This is a genomic window from Sphingobacterium sp. NPDC055431 (genome assembly GCF_053644255.1).
In genome coordinates this window covers 1-22,732 of sequence record NZ_JBSHLH010000012.1, presented here as the reverse complement: position 1 = coordinate 22,732, position 22,732 = coordinate 1, and the positions used below count along the sequence as shown (strand labels likewise).

15 protein-coding genes are annotated in these 22,732 nt (G+C 37.2%); 11 read left to right on the top strand and 4 right to left on the bottom strand.

Annotation, left to right across the window (positions count from 1 at the left end):
- Positions 1-233: 233 nt before the first annotated feature.
- Together ACWIB3_RS11860 and ACWIB3_RS11855 are read right to left on the bottom strand one after the other, a co-directional pair.
- Positions 234-830, bottom strand: coding sequence for a hypothetical protein (locus tag ACWIB3_RS11860; protein ID WP_185216978.1), 597 nt, complete (start codon positions 828-830; stop codon positions 234-236).
- Positions 831-1,283: 453 nt separating this feature from the next.
- On the bottom strand, positions 1,284-2,348 hold the full coding sequence (locus ACWIB3_RS11855) for a flavin monoamine oxidase family protein (protein WP_185216976.1): 1,065 nt from the start codon (positions 2,346-2,348) through the stop codon (positions 1,284-1,286).
- Positions 2,349-2,631: 283 nt separating this feature from the next.
- Here ACWIB3_RS11855 and ACWIB3_RS11850 point away from each other — a divergent pair, with 283 nt between their 5' ends.
- The 11 genes from ACWIB3_RS11850 (at position 2,632) to ACWIB3_RS11800 (ending at position 21,401) form a co-directional block, all read left to right on the top strand.
- Positions 2,632-3,432, top strand: a complete 801-nt coding sequence (locus ACWIB3_RS11850) for an AraC family transcriptional regulator (protein ID WP_454291669.1) — start codon at positions 2,632-2,634, stop codon at positions 3,430-3,432.
- A gap of 79 nt (positions 3,433-3,511) precedes the next feature.
- Positions 3,512-3,706 (top strand): hypothetical protein, encoded by a 195-nt coding sequence (locus tag ACWIB3_RS11845; RefSeq protein WP_313258357.1) that lies wholly within the window; start codon positions 3,512-3,514, stop codon positions 3,704-3,706.
- 1,965 nt (positions 3,707-5,671) lie between these two features.
- A complete protein-coding gene (locus ACWIB3_RS11840; RefSeq protein WP_454291668.1) occupies positions 5,672-6,820 on the top strand; it encodes an Sb-PDE family phosphodiesterase in 1,149 nt (382 codons plus the stop codon).
- 108 nt (positions 6,821-6,928) lie between these two features.
- Positions 6,929-10,099 (top strand): SusC/RagA family TonB-linked outer membrane protein, encoded by a 3,171-nt coding sequence (locus ACWIB3_RS11835; RefSeq protein ID WP_454291667.1) that lies wholly within the window; start codon positions 6,929-6,931, stop codon positions 10,097-10,099.
- A gap of 10 nt (positions 10,100-10,109) precedes the next feature.
- Positions 10,110-11,867 carry a RagB/SusD family nutrient uptake outer membrane protein gene (locus tag ACWIB3_RS11830; RefSeq protein WP_313258351.1) on the top strand — a complete coding sequence of 586 codons (1,758 nt, stop codon included), beginning with the start codon at positions 10,110-10,112 and terminating at the stop codon, positions 11,865-11,867.
- Positions 11,868-12,851: 984 nt separating this feature from the next.
- Positions 12,852-13,007, top strand: a complete 156-nt coding sequence (locus tag ACWIB3_RS11825; RefSeq protein ID WP_157739439.1) for a hypothetical protein — start codon at positions 12,852-12,854, stop codon at positions 13,005-13,007.
- Positions 13,008-13,525: 518 nt separating this feature from the next.
- Positions 13,526-14,065, top strand: coding sequence for a YciE/YciF ferroxidase family protein (locus ACWIB3_RS11820; RefSeq protein WP_093095687.1), 540 nt, complete (start codon positions 13,526-13,528; stop codon positions 14,063-14,065).
- Positions 14,066-15,433: 1,368 nt separating this feature from the next.
- On the top strand, positions 15,434-15,589 hold the full coding sequence (locus tag ACWIB3_RS11815; RefSeq protein ID WP_157739441.1) for a hypothetical protein: 156 nt from the start codon (positions 15,434-15,436) through the stop codon (positions 15,587-15,589).
- Positions 15,590-15,888: 299 nt separating this feature from the next.
- Positions 15,889-16,878, top strand: coding sequence for an NAD(P)H-dependent glycerol-3-phosphate dehydrogenase (locus tag ACWIB3_RS11810; protein WP_454291666.1), 990 nt, complete (start codon positions 15,889-15,891; stop codon positions 16,876-16,878).
- Positions 16,875-19,151, top strand: coding sequence for a glucosylglycerol-phosphate synthase (ggpS, locus tag ACWIB3_RS11805; RefSeq protein ID WP_237219485.1), 2,277 nt, complete (start codon positions 16,875-16,877; stop codon positions 19,149-19,151). The genes ACWIB3_RS11810 and ggpS overlap by 4 nt, the downstream gene beginning before the upstream one ends.
- 234 nt (positions 19,152-19,385) lie before the next feature.
- Entirely contained in the window at positions 19,386-21,401 is a 2,016-nt protein-coding gene (locus tag ACWIB3_RS11800; protein ID WP_313258338.1) for a BCCT family transporter, read from the top strand.
- 42 nt (positions 21,402-21,443) lie between these two features.
- Here ACWIB3_RS11800 and ACWIB3_RS11795 read toward each other — a convergent pair whose 3' ends face one another.
- Positions 21,444-21,737 (bottom strand): hypothetical protein, encoded by a 294-nt coding sequence (locus ACWIB3_RS11795; RefSeq protein WP_185216963.1) that lies wholly within the window; start codon positions 21,735-21,737, stop codon positions 21,444-21,446.
- A 455-nt stretch (positions 21,738-22,192) separates the two neighbouring features.
- Entirely contained in the window at positions 22,193-22,390 is a 198-nt protein-coding gene (locus ACWIB3_RS11790) for a CsbD family protein (protein ID WP_313258334.1), read from the bottom strand.
- Positions 22,391-22,732 lie beyond the last annotated feature (342 nt).

Genomic DNA, 22,732 nt, shown 5'->3' with positions numbered 1-22,732 from the left:
TCTAAATAGAGTTCAAAATCGAACTGAAAAGGTTTACTCATAAAATCTAAGCATATGAACAGGAAAACAAGACCTTGGGTTGAGGAGATGTTTTATATCGTTAAATTTCACATGTTATTCCTTATGTAAGTAAGAATTCAGTTCAGTGGTAATACTGATGAATTGCGAAATAAACATTATTGAATTCTGTAGCTTGCTAGATCTTGCTAATGAGGTTATACTTTTTAGAAATTTTAATCAAATTTAATCTCAAAGATTATATAATGCTTAATACCAAATTTTGCTCCCCATGAGTTTATATCTTTTCCGTGTTTATCCACTTCACAGTACATCTTTTGGCCATTTCTTTCATAGGGTAAAATATATGCAAAAGCAGGGAATGGATCACCTACTTTTATTTTCCAATCCACGCCAATGTCACGCATAGAATAATCATCAGACTGAATAGCCTCAAAATACCTTTCATTTCCTTGGCCTTGGAATTTAAAAAATACCTTAAGCCTTCCCTCCATCTTCTTTCCGGTAACTGAAAAACTGAGACTATCAGAGGCGATCCTCGGATCTCCGGTCTGCTTAGAGTTCACGATCGTATCTATATTTGTGTTAACACCATCCAAATATGTTTTTGAAATCAAGGAAAAATTTCTTCCCTTTAGCTCCTTCCCAGAGAAAACCACATTATAATGGTCAATATTTTCAAAACGCAAGAGTTCTCTCAATTCTTTATTCTTTGAACCGTACTCCGTTTTCATAATAATGTTTGAGGTTTCGGATTGGCCCAAAACCACAATGGGATATAGAATAAATAAATGAACTAATAGAAGTTTCATATAATGATTTAAGTATGGTTCGCAAATATATAGTAATTTGGTTAAAGGCAAATATGACTGTATAATTCTTTGGTTATATTTTTGTTTAATTGCTACTTAAAGCAAAAAATAGCAGAATGTTTGTTGGCTGGCGAACAACATTTCTGCTGTAACATTATTCATCCCTAGGATAAATTCTTTCAATACATAAAACATTTAGGAGTTTTTTTCTTTCATGACCAGATTTCTTCAAATAAAAATAAAACGATATGATTTTCGGAGGACGATACTTGATATAACCACCAATTAATGAACCAAGACATTTTTTGATAAGGATATTATTTTCTATAAAACTTTGCTGTGCGGATTCACATTAAATTTAATGGTGTAATTTGGTTGATTACTGAAAAGAGTTCCCTATCAAACGTTCCACTGAAACTTTGAATAGATATTTTAATTAATGATCAAAAATCGCTAGGTTATAAATTCAATCAGTTTTTCGGATACTGATCGAGCCGCAATAACCGCCCCCTCCATATAACCGGGATATTGGGTTGCCGTTTCACTTGCTGCGAGGTACAAATTACCCTTCATATAACTGTGATGTAACAGCGGATGCCCGTTATCTTGATGCGGACGTTGGATTGTCAGATTACCAGTCAATATAAATTCATCTGACCAGACCTTATCAAAATAAGCAGTTGGGGTGAGAGCCTTTTTCCCAATCAATTCGCCTAATTGTTGTAAAACAAGCCCTTTTCTCACTTTGGGCATGTAAGCTGAAGCCCCTGTGTTTAGAAAACCCGTAAAGCCAAATCTATCCTCTTCAAAATTGGTATGGTCGTACATTTCAGTAATGATACCTGCATGGCTGTACAGCATTCCTGAATATCCCTGGTTCCGCCAAAAAGGTTGGTCATATTCCAATGTGAACTTTATTGATCCTGCCATCCAGGTTTGTACGTTGGGAAGAAGGGCAGTGAGTTCTTCAGGTAACAATGGTGAAAACATTATATTAGATACTAACTGTGGAGGAATGCACAGGATGACTTTGTCAGCCTCTATTTCTTTGCCCATATCATTTTCAAGCATCATACCTTCTCCTGTTTGTTTTATCGATCTGATCTTACAATTCAAAAAAATACGGTCTTGGGGTAGCTTAGCTTCCAAAGTATCGATCAACATTTGCGTGCCCCCGGTTAAACGGTAAGATGGTTTTTCAGCCTCGGGGATATAGAATTTCTGTGGTTGTTCAAACGATTTGGTCTGAAACAATGTTAAACCTTTTGAGAACTGTGGGTATTTTCGGAGTCCCAATTCATTTATTAAAAACAGAAGATTCGAATGCAGGTCGGAGAACCAGGTTGCGCCCAATTCCAAAGGAGTCTGTAAGGTTCCTGTGACGGTCTGTATCCTTCCGCCAAGTCTGGAAGATGCTTCCAAAATAATGAAATCTATATTCCTTTTTGTTAGCAGGTAAGCCAAAGTTAACCCACTTAATCCACCTCCTATGATAACAATACGTTGCTTTTCATTCATCTTATGGAACCGTTTTTGATTTTAACCTTCAAATTTCCATTTTTATCCCTTTGATATCAGTGGACAAATCGGAAAAATAATGGGACATATAGGAAAAAAAAGCGAATCTATATACTGGTGGATTTGGAGTATACACCAAATTTGTAAATTAGCAAAAAGGTACAGTGTTCTCAGTTGAGTGTCTATGGCAAAAGAAAAGTCGAACATAATCAATGAATATCATCTAAATAGGCACAAGCCTGAATGTCTACAGTTTGCTTTATATGATCTGAAGACACATTTAATGGAAAATCAATGCCAAGTAGTAAGACCGCACATTCACAGCTTTTATCAGGTCATATGGTTTAAAAAAGGAAAAGGGAAACATTCTGTCGATTTCAAGACCTACGATGTTTTTGATAATTCGATTTTTTTCGTTGGACCCAATCAGGTGCATCACTTTGATGAAAATTACGATTATGAAGGTGTGCTATTTCATTTTAACCGGTTATTCCTGTTACAGGAACAAAGCCCATTAGATTTTTTCCTGCATTTCAATTTATTTAATAATTCCCTCCATCAATCCTCTTTAAACGTCAGTACGGGGATCGTCGATACCTTGGATAGGTATGTTTCACAGATAAAGGATGAATTGAACAATGAAGAAACATTTGGCAAGGAATTGATTTTGGGCAGCTACCTCAAATCATTCCTTATTCAGGTACAGCGCAAGATGAACATTTTTGAACAGGGCTCTGAGGTCTGGTCTCCAACTTTCAACGACAAAAGATTGGTGCTTATGAGGTTCATCAATCTGATAGACGAAAACTATAAAAAAGGATATACCATTGCCGAGTATGCCAGTTCATTGCATATCTCTTCGAGGAGTCTGTCCGACCTCACCCACCAACAGCTCCATAAAACTCCTTCCCAAATGGTTCAGGAGCGAATTATTTTGGAAGCTCAGCGTCTATTATTGTATTCCAACTCCAATGTCAATCAGGTGGCTTACCGTTTAGGCTTTGAAGATGCCTCTTATTTTGTAAAATATTTTAAAAAATATACAGGTGTTTCACCGAAAGATTTTAGAAAGTCCATTTCTTAAAATTACCATTTGTTTTTCTATTTGCTCATTGTTTAAAAGTTGTAAATCAAAGACTTTTGTTAACCAAAATTTTACACCTATGGCAACGGCATATTTAGAGATTACACTTACGATTGTCGGTATGGATTTAGCGGGTGCAGCGGCAGTTTATTGCCTGTATAAACATCCCTTTCTAGAGACAATAAAAGGTGCTCTGTCGAAAGAACTATTATACCATATCGACGATGTGCTGCTGTTGCACGGTTTTGAGTGTGTAGAAGACAGGAATACCTGATGAGCAACCTTTTTAAAAAAAATGTGGTTACCTCCCTGAAACCATACATAAAGGGCAAGCCGAACATTAAGATTTATAGTGTATCTTAATATTTAGTACTGGAAGGAATGGTCCTTCAGGCCCTTTCGATTGTTGATTATTCATAAAGTATATAATGATGAAGACAATTAAAATGAAATGTTGATTTTTGAGTTCGGCACACAAGGCTGAATTGCTGGGAAATTTTCCATTTCAAAAAAACTATATGTGTTATCTTCACGGAGCTAGGCATTAATCCAAGTAGGCGAGGAGAAGATAAAAATGTTTCTGGGCGGCGCATGACCAGGGACCAACCGTTATTTTTTACTATCGGATTTTTAATCTTGAATAAAGGTTGTCACTTTTTTATGTTAACCAATTCACTTTTTCCAATAAGCCTGAAGACTTTGTGTTTTTATCTTGAAGTTAAATTTGAATATCTTCTTTAAAACGTAAAAGGAACTATCATTGTATGCAGTAAGTTTTAGAGAAAGGTACCAAGTATTTGGCGTTAACTGGTGGAATCAAACAGTGATTTTTAGCATTTCATTAATGGGGGATTTTATTTGCAATCAAATGTGCTTTAAATTGTTAGCAATTTTAGGATTTCCAATTACTCATTGATAAAATATCATATTTATGATAATCAATCATATTCAGCTCTAAATACTACATTTAAATAGAAGAAAAAAGCAAGAAAACATCGCAAAAATGGTAACTATTTCAAAAAGGTAAAATAATCTTCTAATAAACCTACTTTCTGGCTCTAAATTAGCTGCCTCTTTTAACAGTGTTTCCTTAATCTTTTTTAACATTTCCTTAACCCTGGTTAAGAAATCAATAGTTGGTTTGGTACTCATGCTTTATTCCTTCCTATGACAATAAAAATGCTAGAATCATCAACATAACCGTAAAGGATATTTTGAAAAAATCAAATATGATTGATGTGAGCGGATCTTTATAATCCTCCTCTTCAATTTCATCAATATAAACCCTTTCAAATTTCTTGTAGGAAGTTTTTAATTCCTCAATTATCTTTTTCCAGTAAGATGGTTCCACAATCTATATTTAACGCAAAATTTAATTATTTTTCAAACCAAGTTACTTTAACGTCATTAATACATCCCATTATATAAGTATTATAGCAATTACAGTATCAATTAATCGATGTTGGTTAAAATACTGTATATCTTAAAGTTATTCGGTTTAACAAATCCTGAACAATATCGGATAAAATACTCTTTTTTTAGAATAAATTTTTAAAAATATCCCCTTGTTGTGAAATAATATTTGCTTTAGCTCAGTTAAATAATTATTTAAAGTATTTTTTAAAGCTTATAAATTTGAATGTACTGCATAAATCCGTTAGGAAAATCACCACTCCAGACTATATTGAAGATACCAATGAACTCTTGAACATAACTCTCGGAAATATGTTTAGTATTTTTCTTGAATATGACACAACGGTAGTTGTGGATTCAACCTATTTTGAACTATCTCATTACTACAAAAAAAATAGCATAATTAAATAGATATTTTCAAGGAGTTGGCTTGCATTTACCAAGCTATATTGATATAAAATATTGGAAAGAGTATCTTTCTTTTATTTGGGTTAATAAATCCCTATGGATTGGTATTTATTAAAAACCATATTTAACTCCTCCTAAAATTCTAACAGATATAATTTATCTGTACGGAAAAATGTCCTAATTCTTTTTCTTCCTTAATGCTGATTATTTCGATTTATCGGTAATAGTTAAATTCAATTTATGATTGTAAATAAAAAACAATTAAGTTTTATTTTTATTTATTGATTAAATGCTTTAAAAATTCACTTTTTTGTTTAAAAAATCTTTTTTTATTAATCAATCGTAAACATGTTCTTAATATTGTATTAATAAACCGTAATTACTTTTGCCGTTATAAATCAACCTAATAGTGTGTACTATGAAAATGAAATTATCCTTAATTGGAATCTTCTTTTTTTCGGTTAGCTTATTACAAGCACAGACTGATGATGGCATTATGCGTTTAACAGAATTCGCATATCCAGTAAAACGGCAAAATCTAACTATTCCCGATGTCAATGGCTATCAAGTATTGAAATGTGATTTTCACATGCATACGGTATTTACCGATGGTCATGTATGGCCAAATGTGAGAATTCAAGAAGCCTGGCGTGAAGGGTTGGATGCTATTTCATATACCGAGCATATGGAATATAACCCCCACAGTGCGGATGTAAAGGTAGACCACAATCGTTCGCATGACTTAGCTGTTGAACTGGCTAAGGAGAATAATATTGTTTTGGTCAAAGGAACGGAAGTGACAAGACAAACGCCTCCAGGACATTTTAACGCTTTGTTTATTCAAGATGCAAACGAATTAGTATCAGATAACAATTCCAATTTAGATCAGGAAGCAATCTACAAGGCTTACGTCCAAAAAGCATTTATTTTCTGGAATCACCCTGGATGGAAAGCTACAGCAATTCCTGGATCCTATGAATGGATTGATTTTGTAGAAAAGATGTATCAGGAGAAAAAGCTGCATGGAATTGAGGTGGTGAATGGCTTAGGTTTTCATAAGAAAGCATTGGATTGGGCTTTGGACCGTAATTTAACCATTATTGGAAATACGGATATCCATAACCTAATTGCTCATGATTATAACATCGAGAAACAGGGGGTGCATAGAACGATGACACTGGTCATGGCGAAAGATCGTACAGCTGCCGGAATCCGCGAAGCATTGGAAGCTGGTAGGACGGTAGTCTGGTCAAGTAATTACCTGTTTGGAAAGGAAGAAAATGTTAGAGATCTAGTAAAAGCATCGATTTCAGTTTCTCCAGCCTACCATGAGAAAACCAATGTAAAAACCAAGGTAAGAACCAAATATTACGAAGTTAAGAACAATAGTGATCTATATTTTGAGTTGGAATTAAAAGGAGGGACTGGCACCAAGAGATTGGTTTTATATCCAGAATCCACTCAAATCTTGACTGCCGAAGCAGGGCAATCGAATTTAACCTATGAAATAATATCAACATTTATTCGGAGCGATAAGCATTTACAATTTGACATCAATTTAAAGTAAAAAGCGAATTCTAATTTTATGAAATCTTACATACCAATATTTCTATTGGCGGGGACTGTTTTGTCCTTACCAATCCAAAGCTCGGCTTCAAAATTGAGGACTGAGTTAATGAATTCAGTTGATTTTCAGCAAACTATTTCGGGGAGGGTAGTTGATGGGAGTGGAAATCCAATTGAAAGCGCGACGGTTGCTATTCAAGGCAGCAATCGTGCTACAGCGACGGATAAGAATGGTCAATTTACCTTGGAAAGTAGTAAATCCAATGTGACTTTGGTTGTCTCATTTGTCGGGTTTACCACCAAAACCCAACAGGTTTCTGGTGATTTGAACAATGTGGTTATACAGCTGGACAACAAGAACGATCTTGAAGAGATCGTAGTTGTCGGGTACGGAACCCAAAAGAAGATCAATTTGACCGGGGCCGTTTCACAGGTAACCTCAGAGGTCCTTGAAAACCGTCCTGCGGCAAGTTTAAGTAGGATGTTGCAAGGAGCACTTCCCAACTTAAACCTAAAGATGGTGGATGGAAGTCCGACGCGCGGAGCAACTTTCAATGTGCGTGGATCAACCTCGATTGGTGCTGGGGGAAGTGCATTGGTGTTGATTGATGGAGTAGAAGGAGACCCCAATATGATCAACCCGAATGATATCGAAAGTGTAACGGTATTGAAAGATGCCTCATCGGCAGCAATTTACGGATCTAGAGCCGCATTTGGGGTGGTATTGATTACCACGAAAAACCCGAAAGCCGGAAAAGCAACCGTAACCTTAAACTCTAACTTCTCGATGAATAACCGGGTAGTTGAACCAAAATTAGTGACCAATGGTTATGAATGGGCAAAAAACTTTAATGAAGCTTTTAATGCCTGGTATGATTATAAATCAACTCCAATTTCGGTAAATAACATTTATCCATTCTCATTGGAGTATTTGGAAGCTTTGAAACAGCATTCCGAGAATCCTGGAGGCGAGGAAGTTGTTTTCAATAAGGCGACCAATCGTTATGAGTATTTTGGAAATACCGATTGGTACAATATGGTGTATAGAGAAAATATGCCGAGTACCGAACAAGCTATGAGCGTATCTGGAGGGGGAGAAAAAGCATCGTATTTTCTATCTGGCCGATACTTTCACCAAGGAGGATTATTCAATTTTAATCCAGATAAGTTCAACAAGTACAATATTCGTGGAAAAGGAGATATCAAAGTTACCGATTGGTTGACTTTCCAGAACAATACAGAAATCAGCAGTTATGATTATCACTATCCTATGTTTGCTGATGGCGATGGCAATATCTGGAGGCAGTTTGAGCACCAAGGATATCCCATGGCGGTAATTTATAATCCAGATGGCACCTTTACGCATTCTGCTGCTTATACCGGAATAGCATCCTTTATTGAAGGGAACAATGCTTCAGACCTGAATAATACTGTATTGAGAAATACTGCAGGAGTGATAATCAAACCAGTTAACGGATTGACTCTTAAGGGCGATTTCACCTATTCCAGAACTTGGGAAGATGAGCAAAGAACCAATAATTATATCAACTATAGTAATTCACCGGGCGTAATAGATCGTTTTGGACGTAGCTTATTGAGACAATTGAGCGAGCGTAAAAAATATCTAGGTGGAAACTTAACGGCAAATTATACCAAGAAATTTGCAGATAAGCATGATATCAATGCCTTATTAGGTTACAACGTAGAAACTCAAACTTTAAAAAGCTTGAATTCACAACGTGATGGTATAATTTTATCGAACAAACCGGATTTCAATTTAATGGATGGCTTGAATTTTAATATTACAGGAGGTGGAAATGAATGGGCATATTTGGGTGTATTCTACCGTTTCAATTATGCCTACGATAGCAAATACCTGATTGAGTTGAACGGTCGTTATGATGGATCCTCGAAGTTCCCTGAAGACCAACGATTTGGTTTCTTCCCTTCGGTATCAGCGGGATGGGTTGTTTCCAATGAATCGTTTTTCCAAGATGCAAAACCATTGGTTAGTAATTTGAAGTTCAGAGCTTCCTATGGTTCATTAGGAAATGGAAACGTAGCACCATACCGTTATCTTGAACAGATGTCGGTGGCCAAAACCGGAGTAATCCTAGGGGGTGTTCAACCAAGTTATACTTCCATTCCAGGAGTTATTCCATCTGGATTAACCTGGGAGAGATCCACAACGTTTAATGTGGGTGCAGATTTAGGGTTCTTCGATAATGCCTTGAACTTTACCTTCGATTGGTATAACCGGATGACCTACGATATGTTTACCGTGGGTGAGCCATTGCCAAATGTTTTTGGTGCCGCTGTTCCTTATGGAAACTTTGCGGACTTATCGACAAAAGGATGGGAATTGACGGTGAATTACAATAATCAATTTGAATTAGCCGGAAAACCCTTTAACTGGGGAATCAATGGATCTTTATGGGATAGTAGATCCCATATTACTCGCTTCAACAATCCAAAAAAATTATTGAACAACTATTATGTAGGTCAGGAGATTGGTGAGATTTGGGGTTATGAAACCTTAGGTTTCTTTACTTCAGAAGAAGATGTTGCCAACCATGCGGATCAAAGTTTTATCCGTAACTCGAACAATAATGTTTGGTTACCTGGAGATTTGAAATTTGCAGACTTACCAAATCAAAACGGAGAAGTGGATGGTGTCATAAACTCAGGCGATAATACAGTAGATAATCCGGGAGACCGTCGCATTATTGGTAATAATTCTCCGCGCTACCAATTTGGGTTTACCTTATCCGGAAAATGGAATGGGATAGGATTATCGGCATTTTTCCAAGGGATTGCAAAGCGTGATTATTATTTCTCACCAGAAGCAGGGTTGTTCTGGGGTCCTTACAATAGACCCTATGGATATCAGCCAACCAAAATGATGGAGGATATGTGGTCAGAAGAAAATCCAGATGCTTATTTCCCTAGATATAGAGGTTATACCGCCTTGGGTACTGACCGTTCATTGGGAGCACCTCAAACTCGTTATTTACAAGATGCTTCTTATTTACGATTAAAATCATTGACCATTGATTATAATGTGCCACAAAAATGGTTACAGAAAACTAAGTTAGCCAATGTACAAGTCTTTGCAAGTGCGCAAAACTTATTCACTTTCTCAGGATTGTTTAAACATACCGAGAATTTTGACCCAGAAGTTATAGAGAAGCCAATTGGTGAATTAACCAATGGATCAGGGGAGGGATACGCCTATCCACAATTAAAAACAACAACTTTTGGTCTTAACTTAACATTCTAATTCTACCATCATGAACTCAAAAATTAAATATAGTATATTAGGATTGGCTGCGCTGGCATTTACTTCATGTAGCAAGGATTTCTTGGACCGTGAGCCATTTGATAAATTAGTTCCAAACACTTATTTCACAACAGAGGCTGATTTACAGCTTTATGCAAATTCCTTCTATCAACAATTTATCCCATCTGGTTTATCCATTGTACAGGCGGATGAAATGGGTGAATATACCTCCAAGAATAATTCTCCGAAATTTATCTCGGGAAATTTCTCAGCTGTTGATCAAGGGGCATGGAGTTGGACGAAACTTCGGAATATCAATTATTTCTTAAGTAAATACGATAACCCATCCATTCCAGAAGAAGCAAGGAAGCATTATTCAGGGGTTGCCCGGTTGTTCAGAGCCATGTTTTATTTTGATATGGTCAAAGACTATGGGGATGTGCCTTGGTATTCAAAGCCATTGGCAACAGAAGATAAAGAGTTATTATATAAGGGTCGCGATCCCAGACATGCGGTAATGGATTCTGTTCTTGCGGATTTGAATTATGCGGTAGCCAATATTCGTGATAAGAAAGACAATACCTCTTCCATGATGACAAAATGGGTAGCCTTGGGGATGAAATCCAGGATTTGTCTATTCGAAGGGACCTATCGCAAATATCATCCAGAGATCAAGTTGACCAATACGGCAGAAAAATGGTTGACAGAGTCCTTGAATGCTTCCAAGGAGCTTGTGGATTCAAAGCAATATACCTTATACAGTACCGGCAATCCAAGCAAGGATTACCGAACCCTATTTACGAGTGAGAATCCCGTTTCAGGAGAGGTCATGTGGTCCAATGTTTATAACAATGCTTTAAAGAGATGGCATGAAATTACCTGGAAATTTAATTCAGCGACATTTGGTGCGAGATGGGGATTGAACAAACAATTTGTCAACACCTATTTGAATGTGGATGGAAGCCGTTTTACAGATCAAGTAGGATATGACGAGCTATTATTCGTAGATGAGATGAAGAATCGCGATCCACGATTATCACAGACGGTTCGCGGATTGGGTTATAAACGTTCAGATGGATCTGCAGCACCGGCGAATTTTGGGTATACCTTTACGGGTTACCATATTATGAAATTCAGTTTGGATGACAAGCGATTAGATGGTGTAACGGAGGGGTACAATTCCATTACGATGATGCGATTTGCGGAGATCTTACTGAATTATGCGGAAGCATCAGCAGAATTGGGTAAATTATCGGGTGATGCTGCCCTGTGGAATGAGACCATTGGAGCGTTGCGGGCGCGTGCGGGAATCAGTTCAAAACCACCTGCTGATGTTGATCGTTATTTGCAACAGGTTTATTTTCCGGAAATTTCTGATAAATACTTGTTGGAGGTCCGTAGAGAAAGAGGGATTGAATTGGTTTATGAGGGTTTACGTTATGATGACCTGATGCGTTGGAAAAAAGGAACCTTATTAGAAATGCCATGGAAAGGTATTTATGTGCCGGGAATGGATCAAGAAATGGATCTAGATGGCAATGGAACGCCTGATGTATCCTTTGTGACCAAAACACCATCAAGTCCAAAACAAGGAGTGTCCTATTTTGTTGTTGATGGAAAAGCGGCGAAATTGACTGAAGGAACCAAAGGGCATATTATCTGGCGAGCAGACGAGAATCGGAGGTTTGATGATAAAAAATATTTGAAGCCAATATCAAATGCGGATTTAGTTGTAAATCCGGATCTTGGCCAAAATCCCGGATGGTAATCCACCTAACTGTACAATTGAAATTAAATCGTCCTTAGATTTTCTAAGGACGATTTAATTTAATTAAGGCCATGGTAATCCATAGAAGTGCATTTTTGATATCGTTAATATACATTAGGATAAAGTGAGTTTTAACTTTCACGCATTACAACTTGAAATCTTTGTCAAACATAATACCTTTTATGTGATTTAATGGTAGCATTGGTAATAATTGGGATGAAACTTGCTTTGGACAAAGCCCTAAAAAAACTATTATGAGATAAGGGAAAGGATCAGTGTTTCCCTAATTGTCCAAGTTATGTTAAAGGATTTCAATCTACTATTTTCCTTGTAATATTTGATGAATAAATTTTATAAATTCATTCTACAGTAATTTCTCAAAATAAAAGCCTTTATGATGAGTTGTTGATGAATCTCATACAAATATGCATTAACTTTCTACTAAAGGGATTCTTGGTACTATGGGAAAGTTTCCTTAACAAAATCAAAAATTCAAGAATCATGTGGTGAAGATAAATTAATTTAGTCCTTAAACCCTTCCAATCAGGTGTTTTTTCGGAAAAAAAAGCCCCAATCGAATGCTGAAATACAATTGAGGCTCTAAACGATAATCATCATGCTAAAAGATGATTATCCAATATACAAAAAAATCCCCAAAACCTTGACGATCTGGGGAGCCTAATTAAACAAAAACATAATTTTCATATGTTTATATCTCTCTGTCAGTAACAAATGTCTTTAATAATGGTTTTAAAAAAGACCAGGAATTATAATTATATAGATTATGAATAAAAAATCAAATATACCTTAAGACCTTTATCCGTCAATTATTTGGTTTTCCATTAATTTTAATAAAAGGGCTCCTTAGAACAGATTAAAAATTTCCTAGAATTCCAATTGGGAGGACTGCAGCTTGATAAGGTTTTTTGAAATTAGACAGAACCTATTCATCCTACCATTTGTCCAGTAAAAAAAGCAAATTTTATGGAAAAGCTCTTGAAATTGGACATTGAAAAATTCGTGCTGACACACGCTGAATGGATAAGAGATCATAAGTCATTGGAATTGGCCATTAAATATGTTGAAGAAGTCCTAAAGGATAACGATAGCCAATTAAAGAATGTAATAAAGAAACTATAGATAACTTCCGTGACGTTCAAAAATATAATCTTATAACTCAATTTTGGTTTCAGCCAAGTTTTTTTCTGTTATTTATTAATTCCTGGGGAAAATAGAAAACAGAGGTGTATCTAAATTGCCCAGTTAACAGCTAATGTTGGAGTTGGGAACAGTTGGTATCAAATGATTATTTTTCTAAGGCTTTAAACTAATGAATGTTGCTATTGCCATTATCAAACGCGAAATTGAAAAAATGAATGAAAGGATTAAAATGGAAACAAAAATACAAGCAGGCAAAAGGCCAGAAATTGATAGTGAATAGGAGAACTTCGAAAGCGTTTCCCAAATTTAATAAACTGAACCAAGTCATAAAATATCTTAAAAATTTTAGAGTACGTGAACAACCATCACGCCAATTTCATCCTAAGATTAAGGTATTCGATTAGGGCTCGGATTTCTATTTGGAATGAAGATAAAAAAATATAGAACTATTATAAATAAGGGTTGTTCTTATTTAAAACAATCTAAAAATTTTCATTATGGCAACAACAAAATCAGCAAGTACAGAAACTAAAATTAAAGCAAAAAGTAATGCTGCTAAAGATTTAAAGGATCTATTTGAAGACGGTCTAAAAGATATTTACTGGGCCGAAAAGGAATTGGTAAAGGCGTTACCTAAAATGGAGAAAAATGCAACCTCGCAAAAACTAAAAACTGCCATTTCTTCACATTTGGAAGAAACCAAGGAACATGTTAGTAGGCTTGAAGAAGTATTTAAGTCAATCGGGGTTAAAGCTAAAGCAGAGAAATGTGATGCGATGGCAGGATTGTTAGAAGAGGGAAAAGGCATAATGGAAGAAACTGAGCCTGGTGCTGTCCGTGATGCAGGAATAATTGCCGCTTCGCAGAAGGTTGAGCATTACGAAATCGCTACTTACGGAACATTGGCAGCTTTCGCAAAGGTCCTTCAGCATAAGGATGCGTTAAAACTGCTTTTGGCAACCCTAAAGGAGGAAAAATCCTGTGATGAAAAATTAACCTCTATTGCCGATACCAACTTAAATTCCAAAGCCGAATAAAGAATATAGTATTAGAGTGCTTAACAAAATGCCAATCAAGAAAGATTGGCATTTTTTATTTATCATCCCTGCTTAAAAAATTAGATTCACTAAGAAGTGATTGCTTTTTCCTATTCTTTATATAAACTTTAGTTAATTTCAATAACTGATAAACCTTCTTTCAAATTATCTAATGGTAAAAACATCTCCAGAACCTAAAATTCTCCAAATATGAATTATCACAGGAATATTTGGCTAAAACCATCATTAACCCTACATCCTTTAAGATTCTTTAAAATTGCATTTCAAATTTTTCCATAGATATTATGGAGAATGATAAGGACAACTGTGACTAAAACAAAGACTTCTTGCTAGAAAAGCAAATTGGAGCAATTTCTATAGAATTAAATCTAAGGATTTAAATAAAAACCCAATGGATTCACCCTATCCATTGGGAATTATTGAATAAACTCTCTATGATTGACTAGTAAAGTTAATGAAAAGATTCTTCACAAAAAAACCCAATAGCTACTATCCATTAGGCCCGTTAGTTAGAGTTCAAACGCTTTAGGGTCAAATATAGGAACGAGTGAGAAAAGATTGAAATTTCCCAAATGTTTTTTGCATTGATCCGGAAATTCCAGAAATAACATAACCGAATAATCTACTCTACGGGCAATGGAGTAAGTTGGCGAGAAAATGAACTATCGGATTTGTTTCTCTAACCTATGCTATATATGGTTATGATCGAAAAGATTCAAACCGTGGGCTTTTTTTGGTAATCTTTCCTTCTTACCCAGTTTCGATTTGGTTTTTAATATTCTTTCTCTGATCGAGAAATTCAACCCTAAGAATTGTGAAGATATCCGAAGGCGGTTCATTCCCTTGTTCGGGTAAAGATTAAAAGGGGAGGTCCATGCTGATGGTAACATATCAGTGAGGAGTTGGGAGTGTTGATAAAATCCCAATAAACTGATATTTATATAAATAATTTAATTCTGAGCAGAACTGGTCAATATGAACAGATATCTATATTGCAAACGGAATCTTTAGTTCCCTGAATTTTGTTCAGTGGGTTATCCTCGTGGATGGAGAAGATGAAGTCATTTGAAAACCCTGGATGTAAGAAATGTTCGATTGATTGAATTAAGACGTATCTACATTGTGAGGTCAATTGGCAAAAAAAACGCCTCGAGTGGCTGGAAGAGCTTGTTTTTTTATATATTTAGGAACTCCAAAATACTATAGTGGCAACCTCACGGCCAATAAATTTGTTAAGCGTATCCGGAGTAAGTCTACTCCGGATTTTTTTTATCATATCTATAATAGCAGCACTTGTTCTATCTTTATGGAATAATGGAAATCCAATATAAAATAATAGAATTCCTTATGCAAAGTATGAATCAGGGGGAAATCTCAACTGAACTCAAAGGTCAGGGCATCAGACCGAATAGCTTGAGTTTCATTGAAAAGTCCATCAATTCCATGAAGGCGAAGCATAATGCCAGAAGGATGTTCCAATTGGGGGTGATCTTATCCAGGTAAGAACGGTCAAGGAAAAAGCTTGTCCAAACTAGAAAGGTATCCAGCGGAAGTTATGAGGAAGTTTAAGCAATTCAGTTGGGATTGAATTTTAAACGCTTATTTTGAAGCCTCAACTAATTAGGGCAGTAAGTATCATTTTTAACTCCTCCAATTAACTTAAATTGGGTATAAATAACTATGTAATCCCAGTATTTTGCCAAAAAAATTGCTTATTAGTTTATTATTTCATACATTTGTTGCTCATTAATTATTTAACTGCAGAATTCTAAGCCAATATTCTGCAAATTAATCCCCAAAGTTTGATTGAAATAAGTGTTGTTGGTGGTGGAAGTTGGGCTACTGCTTTAGTAAAAATATTAACCGAAAACAAGATCCCAACATATTGGTACCTGCGAAGGAAAGAACAGGTAAACCATGTCAAGGAAAATGGAAACAATCCTAGTTACCTTCCGCAAGTTCAACTCAATCCTATATTTGTTTTTCCCAGTGGAAACCTGCGGCATGTGGTTGCTCAATCAAGGATTATCATTTTTGCCGTTCCAAGTGCCACCCTTAAGCAGGTCTGTTATGACCTAGATTGTTCACTTTTTGAAAACAAGATTGTACTAGCCGCAATGAAAGGTACTGTTGGAGCTAATTGTGAAGTCCCCAGCAGTTTTCTGAGCCAAACTTTGAAATTACCAGAGTCCCATATCGTGACCATTGCGGGACCTTGCCATTCAGAAGAAATTGCAGAAAACAAACAAACTTGCCTGACCTTATCCTGCTCAAACCCAGATACGGCTGATAAGTTAGCTGTTTTGTTTAAAAGACCTTATGTTAAAGTGCGCAGCAACATTGATCCAATTGGAGTTGGTTATGGTTCTATCTATAAAAACGTATTAGGTATAGCTAGCGGTATGGCCAAAGGTTTAGGTTATGGCGATAATTTCCTGGCTGTTCTCGTTAGCAATGCTCTTTTCGAAATGCAATGTATCCTAGGGACTGAAAGGGATGCGCAAAGAGAGATCTTGAATTCTTCCTATGCTGGAGATTTGCTGGTGACGGCATACTCGAACAACAGCCGAAATCGTCGTTTTGGAGAATTTGTTGCCCAAGGGCATTCGGCAGAAGGAGCAATGGATAAATTAGGGATGGTAGCTGAGGGCTACTGGGCAACTAAAGGGCTTTTTTGCTATGCGAAAGAACAGGGATTGGGTTTACCCATCCTTGAATCTATTTATGAAATATTATACGGAAACCATTCCGTAAGATCAAAATTTAAGGAATTGGAAGGGAAATTAAAATGATGCTATTAGCGACTGACTTGGATGGAACATTTTTAGGGGGGTCAATGGAAGATCGCCTAAAACTCTATCAGATTATCAAGGGAAATAGGGATATTCAATTGGTCTTCGTTACGGGGCGAGGATTGGAATCTGTTATCCCTTTGTTGAACGATCCAACGATCCCAACACCACATTTTATAATTGCCGATGTGGGGGCTACTATTTGCGAGGGTGCTACACTCACTACGATAGACTCCATTCAACATGAAATCGAAAGTAATTGGCCTTCGGTATATGAACTTCAGGGGGATTTTTCAGAGATTCCCGGTTTGGTATATCAAAGAGTCCCCCAGCAGCGACGCTGCTCATATTATTACGATGCAAGTACGGATTTAGTTAAGGTTCGCGCTATTGCTGAAGGGAGAAATTGTGATGTGGTCACATCCTTGGGAAAATATTTGGATATTCTTCCTAAAGGCGTCAATAAAGGGAGTTCACTGAAAAAATTGGTGGCTCATTTGGGTGTGCCAGAAAACAAGGTTTTGGTTGCGGGTGATACATTGAACGACCTCTCCATGTTCCATACTGGATTTTTAGGTGTTGCTGTTGGGGAGTCTGAAACCGCACTTCTTGATGCTACTGAAGATCTGTTGAATGTATATCAGGCACGTCTTCCGGGAGCTGGGGGGATTCTTGAATGTATGGAAAAAATCGAATCTTTTGCCCCCTTCGTTGATAATTTCATTGAAGAACCCCTGCTTCGGCAATCTTCCAAAGATCGCCAGTTGGTAATGGTTTACCATCGACTGCCTTTCGAAAGGATCATGGTTGAAGGGAGCATGAAAAATGTTCCCCCGCAAAGCCCCAATGGAATAATTCCTTCTTTATTAGGACTCTTTGAAAAGGGGAGACCCGGCATTTGGATTGGTGAGGAAGTGGATCTTGGGGAAGGAAATCAGGATGTAAGGCAAAAGGTTGATATCGATAAATACCCTAACCTTGATGTCTCAGCTATCTCACTTTCCCAGAAAGACATTGATAAATTCTATAGGGTGTTTTCCAAGGAAGCATTTTGGCCAACAATTTTTTCTTTTGTCGATAAGGCTAAATTTAATCACCTGGACTGGGCTCATTATTTAAAAATAAATAAGCTTTTCGCCCAGCGGATAGCGAAAGAAGCCGAACCTGAAGCATTGGTATGGATTCACGAGTATAATCTTTGGATGGTCCCTTCATTCCTAAAAATGATGCGTCCAGATCTTAAAATTGGTTTTTTTCACCACACTGCTTTCCCCGCAGCAGATATTTTCAATACGATTCCATGGCGAAGGGAGATCATAGGGAGCTTGTTAATGTGTGATTTTATCAGTTTCCATATCCCCAGGTATGTGGAGAATTTTATTGATGTCCTGCGCAGTCACACTCCTTTTAAGCGGATGAGATCGGTGAATGTTTCCAAGCAGTTTCTTACCTATAGTATGGCGTTGGGTGTTGAAGAGATGACCAAAATAATCTCTGTTGATGGACGAACTATTCGATTAGGTGCACAACCGGTTGGAGTTAATTATGAGTTGATTGAGAACTTGATAACTAAGGAAGGGATTGCGCAGCGGATCGAAAAATACAGAGCGGAGGCAGAAAATAAAGATATGAAACGAATTGTGTCAATTGAGCGGATGGATTATGTGAAGGGACCTTTGGAAAAGATATTGGCATTCGGGGAGTTTCTGAAGGAATATCCCGAATTTCGGGGAAAGGTCGAACTGATAAACGTCTGTACCCCACCATCGAAAGGCATGCGCATCTATGACAAGATCAGGGATCAGGTCAATCAGGCTGTGGGAGAAATCAATGGTAGGTACGCTACTCTGGACTGGACTCCAATTCAATATTTCTTCCAAGCGCTTCCATTCGAAGAAGTCCTTGTCCAATATGCTCTGGCAGATGTGGCTTGGATAACACCTTTGCGAGATGGTCTGAACCTTGTTTCCAAGGAATTTGTCGCAACGCAGGGGATCTTGAACCAATCGGGAGTTCTGGTACTTTCTGAATTTGCTGGTGCGTCTGTCGAACTCCCATATTGTGTCCCAACAAATCCCTATGATCGCCGAAGCATGATCGAGTCCTTACACCAAGCCCTTACCATGCCGGAAGAGGAAGCCCTTTTGCGGATCAAGAGGTCCTTACAACAAATTAAACATTATGATGTTCATTACTGGGGAGAGGATTTTGTCAGGGAACTTGAAACGAGCAATTACACTAACCAAGTAAAGGATCAAAACAAAAGAATGTAGATCAATTTGAAAATGTAATAAGGGAAATCGAGCAATTAATGATGGTGCAATTGCGAATGCTCCTATTGTTAACTTTTCATTGGTGTCAGAAGAATAGGTACTGTTTTTTGAAAAATGGTTGATTTGCATGTTTCAAAACCTTGTCAAAATACCAATGGTGTGATCTAGAAAAAAAACAGATAATATTGCCTGAAAAGGCATAAATTTAATTTGATTAAAAAATAGAACCAGTCTATGTCAAAAACGAAAAATTTCAGATCATCCTTCAGCATGGGAGTCACCATTCCAAGCTTGATATTTATTGTAGGGGTATGTTTGGCATCAGCTATTTTCCCTGAGGCAGTGAACAAGATCCTAAATGATATTAAGGCCTTTATTTTTGTAAACCTGAATTGGGTATACGTCTGGTCGGTAACCATTTTTGTACTTTTCCTTTTATTTTTGATGGTCAGTAAATTTGGCGACATCAAACTGGGCAGGAACGACAGCTCTCCGGATTATTCATTTTTTTCATGGATATCTATGCTCTTTGCTGCAGGCATGGGAATAGGCTTGATGTATTTTAGTGTTTCAGAACCCATGCAACATTATACCAATGAGATTTTTGCCAAGAAGAGTTATGTCAATGCGGCTAAAAATGCCCAACTGTATACATTTTTCCATTGGGGTATCCACGCCTGGGCAATATATGGGCTTGTCGGTCTAGCACTGTCCTATTTTGCCTATAGGTATAAACTCCCCCTATCGCTAAGAAGTTGTCTGTATCCATTATTGAAGGATAGGATCCAGGGTAATTGGGGCAATGCAATCGATGTTTTTGCCCTATGCAGTACTTTCTTTGGCATAACGACAACCCTAGGCTTTGGGGTGGTCCAGGTAAATTCAGGATTGGAGATCCTTGGTATCGTTCCTAGTACCGATTTCATCTACCAGGTTTTCATTGTCGTTATCCTGGTATCGATTTCAGTTTTTTCAGCTACTACAGGAGTTGATAAAGGGGTAAGGATCTTGAGTAACATCAATATAGGGGTGGTTATTTTGCTGATGGTTTTCGTGCTCTTTCTTGGTCCGACCGTCTATCTGATAGGGAGCTTCACGGAAGGGATTGGAAATTACATCAATAATTTCTTCAGCCTAACGTTCAATACCCATGTTTATGAAGAAGAATCCTTGCCATGGTTCTACAATTGGACAATCCTGTACTGGGCTTGGTGGATCTCATGGTCCCCTTTTGTCGGCCTATTCATCGCCAAGATATCAAAAGGAAGAACCATTCGCGAATTTATCGCTGCGGTGCTTATCCTTCCTTCTATCTTCAATTTTATGTGGATGTCAGTGTTCGGCAATAGTGCCATATGGCTGGACAGCCATGTTGCGGAAGGTGCATTGAGCGCACTGGCAACTGATCCAGATTCCCTTATGTTCAGGTTTTTGGAATACCTGCCATTAACCAAATTGATCAGCTTTATGGTGATAGGGATCATCATGATTTTTTTTGTAACCTCGGCAGATTCAGGAATGTTCGTGATGAACAGCATCGCAACCAAGAATGCAAAGATTTCCCCTAAATGGCAGATTGCAGGATGGGGCGGGCTGTTGGCCGTTTTGGCACTATTCTTATTGAATGCCGGAGGGTTGGAGGCACTGCAGAGCATGACCCTGATCACAGCACTTCCCTTTTCGTTAATCATACTGATGATGATAGTTTGCCTTGTTAAGGCCCTATCGATCGATAAGAAGTATTACGAACAAGAGTTCTCGGTATCGACTGTTCCGTGGTCGGGGAAATTCTGGAAAGAACGGCTAAAACAAATCGTAAATGCTGACGCCCGGAGCGATGTAGATGAATTTATCAACCAAATAGCTGCTGAAGCTATCCATGAGCTACAGCAAGAATTCATGAAGAATGGTGTCGAAGCTAAGGTTACCCAGGGTTCAGAACCAAAGTTCGTAGAGATCGAGATTCAGTATGACCTTGTCAACAATTTCCTCTACGGCATCAGGCGTGAATCCAGGGAAGTCCCTGAATATTTCCAGAGTGAAGAAAACCTTACGGATAGTGGGGAAGGGGAGGCCTACTTTCCTTTGGCATATTTTGGGGACGCCCGGCAGGGATATGATGTGAGATTTTTCACAAGGGAAGAACTGATCGCTGATATCCTTAAGCATTATGAAAGATTTGTGGCCATAATCTCTGAGGGAAAAAATGAAATGTTCATCAGCAGCAATGCCAATAGAAGGATCAGGTAGGAATTTCCTTTTCTTTGACCGGAAAAGGCAAACTTTTCCCAATTATCCTTGGGAGAGTTGATTATTTGACTTAGATATTTCTGTTTTCAATCGAACAGCTAGTTTTTCAATCTGCAATTTGATCATGTTTTCGGTTGCTTCTCTGACAATGTAGAGTCTTTGAACATAGATCTGCGAGGCATAAATTCCGCAAAGTACATAAACATCAGTTCCTATTGGCCAGCTCTCTTCAGCATGGAGTCTAGTATCTACTTTAGTTAGGCTGATGTCATAATAGTCAAAAATACCATCCAGCATTGACTTTAGGCAAACTAAGATAAATTGATTTCTCATCATAAACTGAATTGGTTCACTGGGCATTTAAAAAACAAACCCAAAGCTAAAGCACTGGGCCTGATTGAAAAATGATCTTGATCAGGATAATTGATGAAATTTTACATCAAATTTCTATAATTAACAAGGGTGCCAGTAATTATTCTATTAGATGTACCATTATATCCTGTCACTAATACCACAAAATATTTTAATCGAAAAAATACGTTAGGAATGCTCTCAAATAATTTTCCATGATGTAGTTACCCTTTGGGTTTGACGATAGAATCTATTTTACTCTTGAAATTTTCAAGAAATCCAATTCTATGGAAAAAATGTATCCATCGAGCATCTGTCATTAGTGGCAGGATATCGATTTAAGAAATCTAGGAATATTATTAAATCTTGAACCAAATCAAGTAGTTTTAATGAAGAGAGCCTAACTGATAAGGTTAGGCTCCCAGATTCTAAACTGTTATCTATGCTTCCTTATCCAAATCGTTTAACCATGATCTTACCTCTTCACGGGTCTTGCCCGTTTTTTCCTGCAGCCTTCCATAGAGTTCATCTTCTTTTCCTTCAACATAAAGAAGATCGTCATCCGTTAAATCTGCATACTTCTGTTTAACCTTACCTTTGAGGATGTTCCATTTTCCTTTTAAATCTAAAGAATTCATATATATTTAATTTAGTATAAACTAAATAACACATCCAATTAAATAAGGTTTTCGAAAATATTAAATTAGATAAAAAATAATGTTTATTCCACTTTGGATTACGAATAATAATAATTTTTTCAGTTTACGTTTATTCCATTTTGAAAGATGAGGGCCCTTATCATAATTTTTATAAGCACTGCAAAATCAAGAATATTATTTAAGGACAAAAAACGACGCCTGATTCGGTAACAGTGCCCAATTTTAAGGTGCAAAGCCGTATTTGGATGTGAAAGGCGAAGAGGTTTGATTGGGATGGGATTAAGTAAGTTTGGTGAACAAGGATATGCAATATTGTTATTC

Bases quoted from the DNA above. Each gene is read 5' to 3' on its own strand.
- ACWIB3_RS11795 (WP_185216963.1), bottom strand. From the start codon at position 21,737: ATGATGAGAAATCAATTTATCTTAGTTTGCCTAAAGTCAATGCTGGAT.
- ACWIB3_RS11845 (WP_313258357.1), top strand. From the start codon at position 3,512: ATGGCAACGGCATATTTAGAGATTACACTTACGATTGTCGGTATGGAT.
- ACWIB3_RS11855 (WP_185216976.1), bottom strand. From the start codon at position 2,348: ATGAATGAAAAGCAACGTATTGTTATCATAGGAGGTGGATTAAGTGGG.
- ACWIB3_RS11835 (WP_454291667.1), top strand. From the start codon at position 6,929: ATGAATTCAGTTGATTTTCAGCAAACTATTTCGGGGAGGGTAGTTGAT.
- ACWIB3_RS11840 (WP_454291668.1), top strand. From the start codon at position 5,672: ATGAAAATGAAATTATCCTTAATTGGAATCTTCTTTTTTTCGGTTAGC.
- ACWIB3_RS11825 (WP_157739439.1), top strand. From the start codon at position 12,852: ATGGAAAAGCTCTTGAAATTGGACATTGAAAAATTCGTGCTGACACAC.
- ACWIB3_RS11860 (WP_185216978.1), bottom strand. From the start codon at position 830: ATGAAACTTCTATTAGTTCATTTATTTATTCTATATCCCATTGTGGTT.
- ACWIB3_RS11820 (WP_093095687.1), top strand. From the start codon at position 13,526: ATGGCAACAACAAAATCAGCAAGTACAGAAACTAAAATTAAAGCAAAA.
- ACWIB3_RS11830 (WP_313258351.1), top strand. From the start codon at position 10,110: ATGAACTCAAAAATTAAATATAGTATATTAGGATTGGCTGCGCTGGCA.
- ACWIB3_RS11790 (WP_313258334.1), bottom strand. From the start codon at position 22,390: ATGAATTCTTTAGATTTAAAAGGAAAATGGAACATCCTCAAAGGTAAG.
- ACWIB3_RS11850 (WP_454291669.1), top strand. From the start codon at position 2,632: ATGGAAAATCAATGCCAAGTAGTAAGACCGCACATTCACAGCTTTTAT.
- ACWIB3_RS11815 (WP_157739441.1), top strand. From the start codon at position 15,434: ATGCAAAGTATGAATCAGGGGGAAATCTCAACTGAACTCAAAGGTCAG.
- ggpS (WP_237219485.1), top strand. From the start codon at position 16,875: ATGATGCTATTAGCGACTGACTTGGATGGAACATTTTTAGGGGGGTCA.
- ACWIB3_RS11800 (WP_313258338.1), top strand. From the start codon at position 19,386: ATGTCAAAAACGAAAAATTTCAGATCATCCTTCAGCATGGGAGTCACC.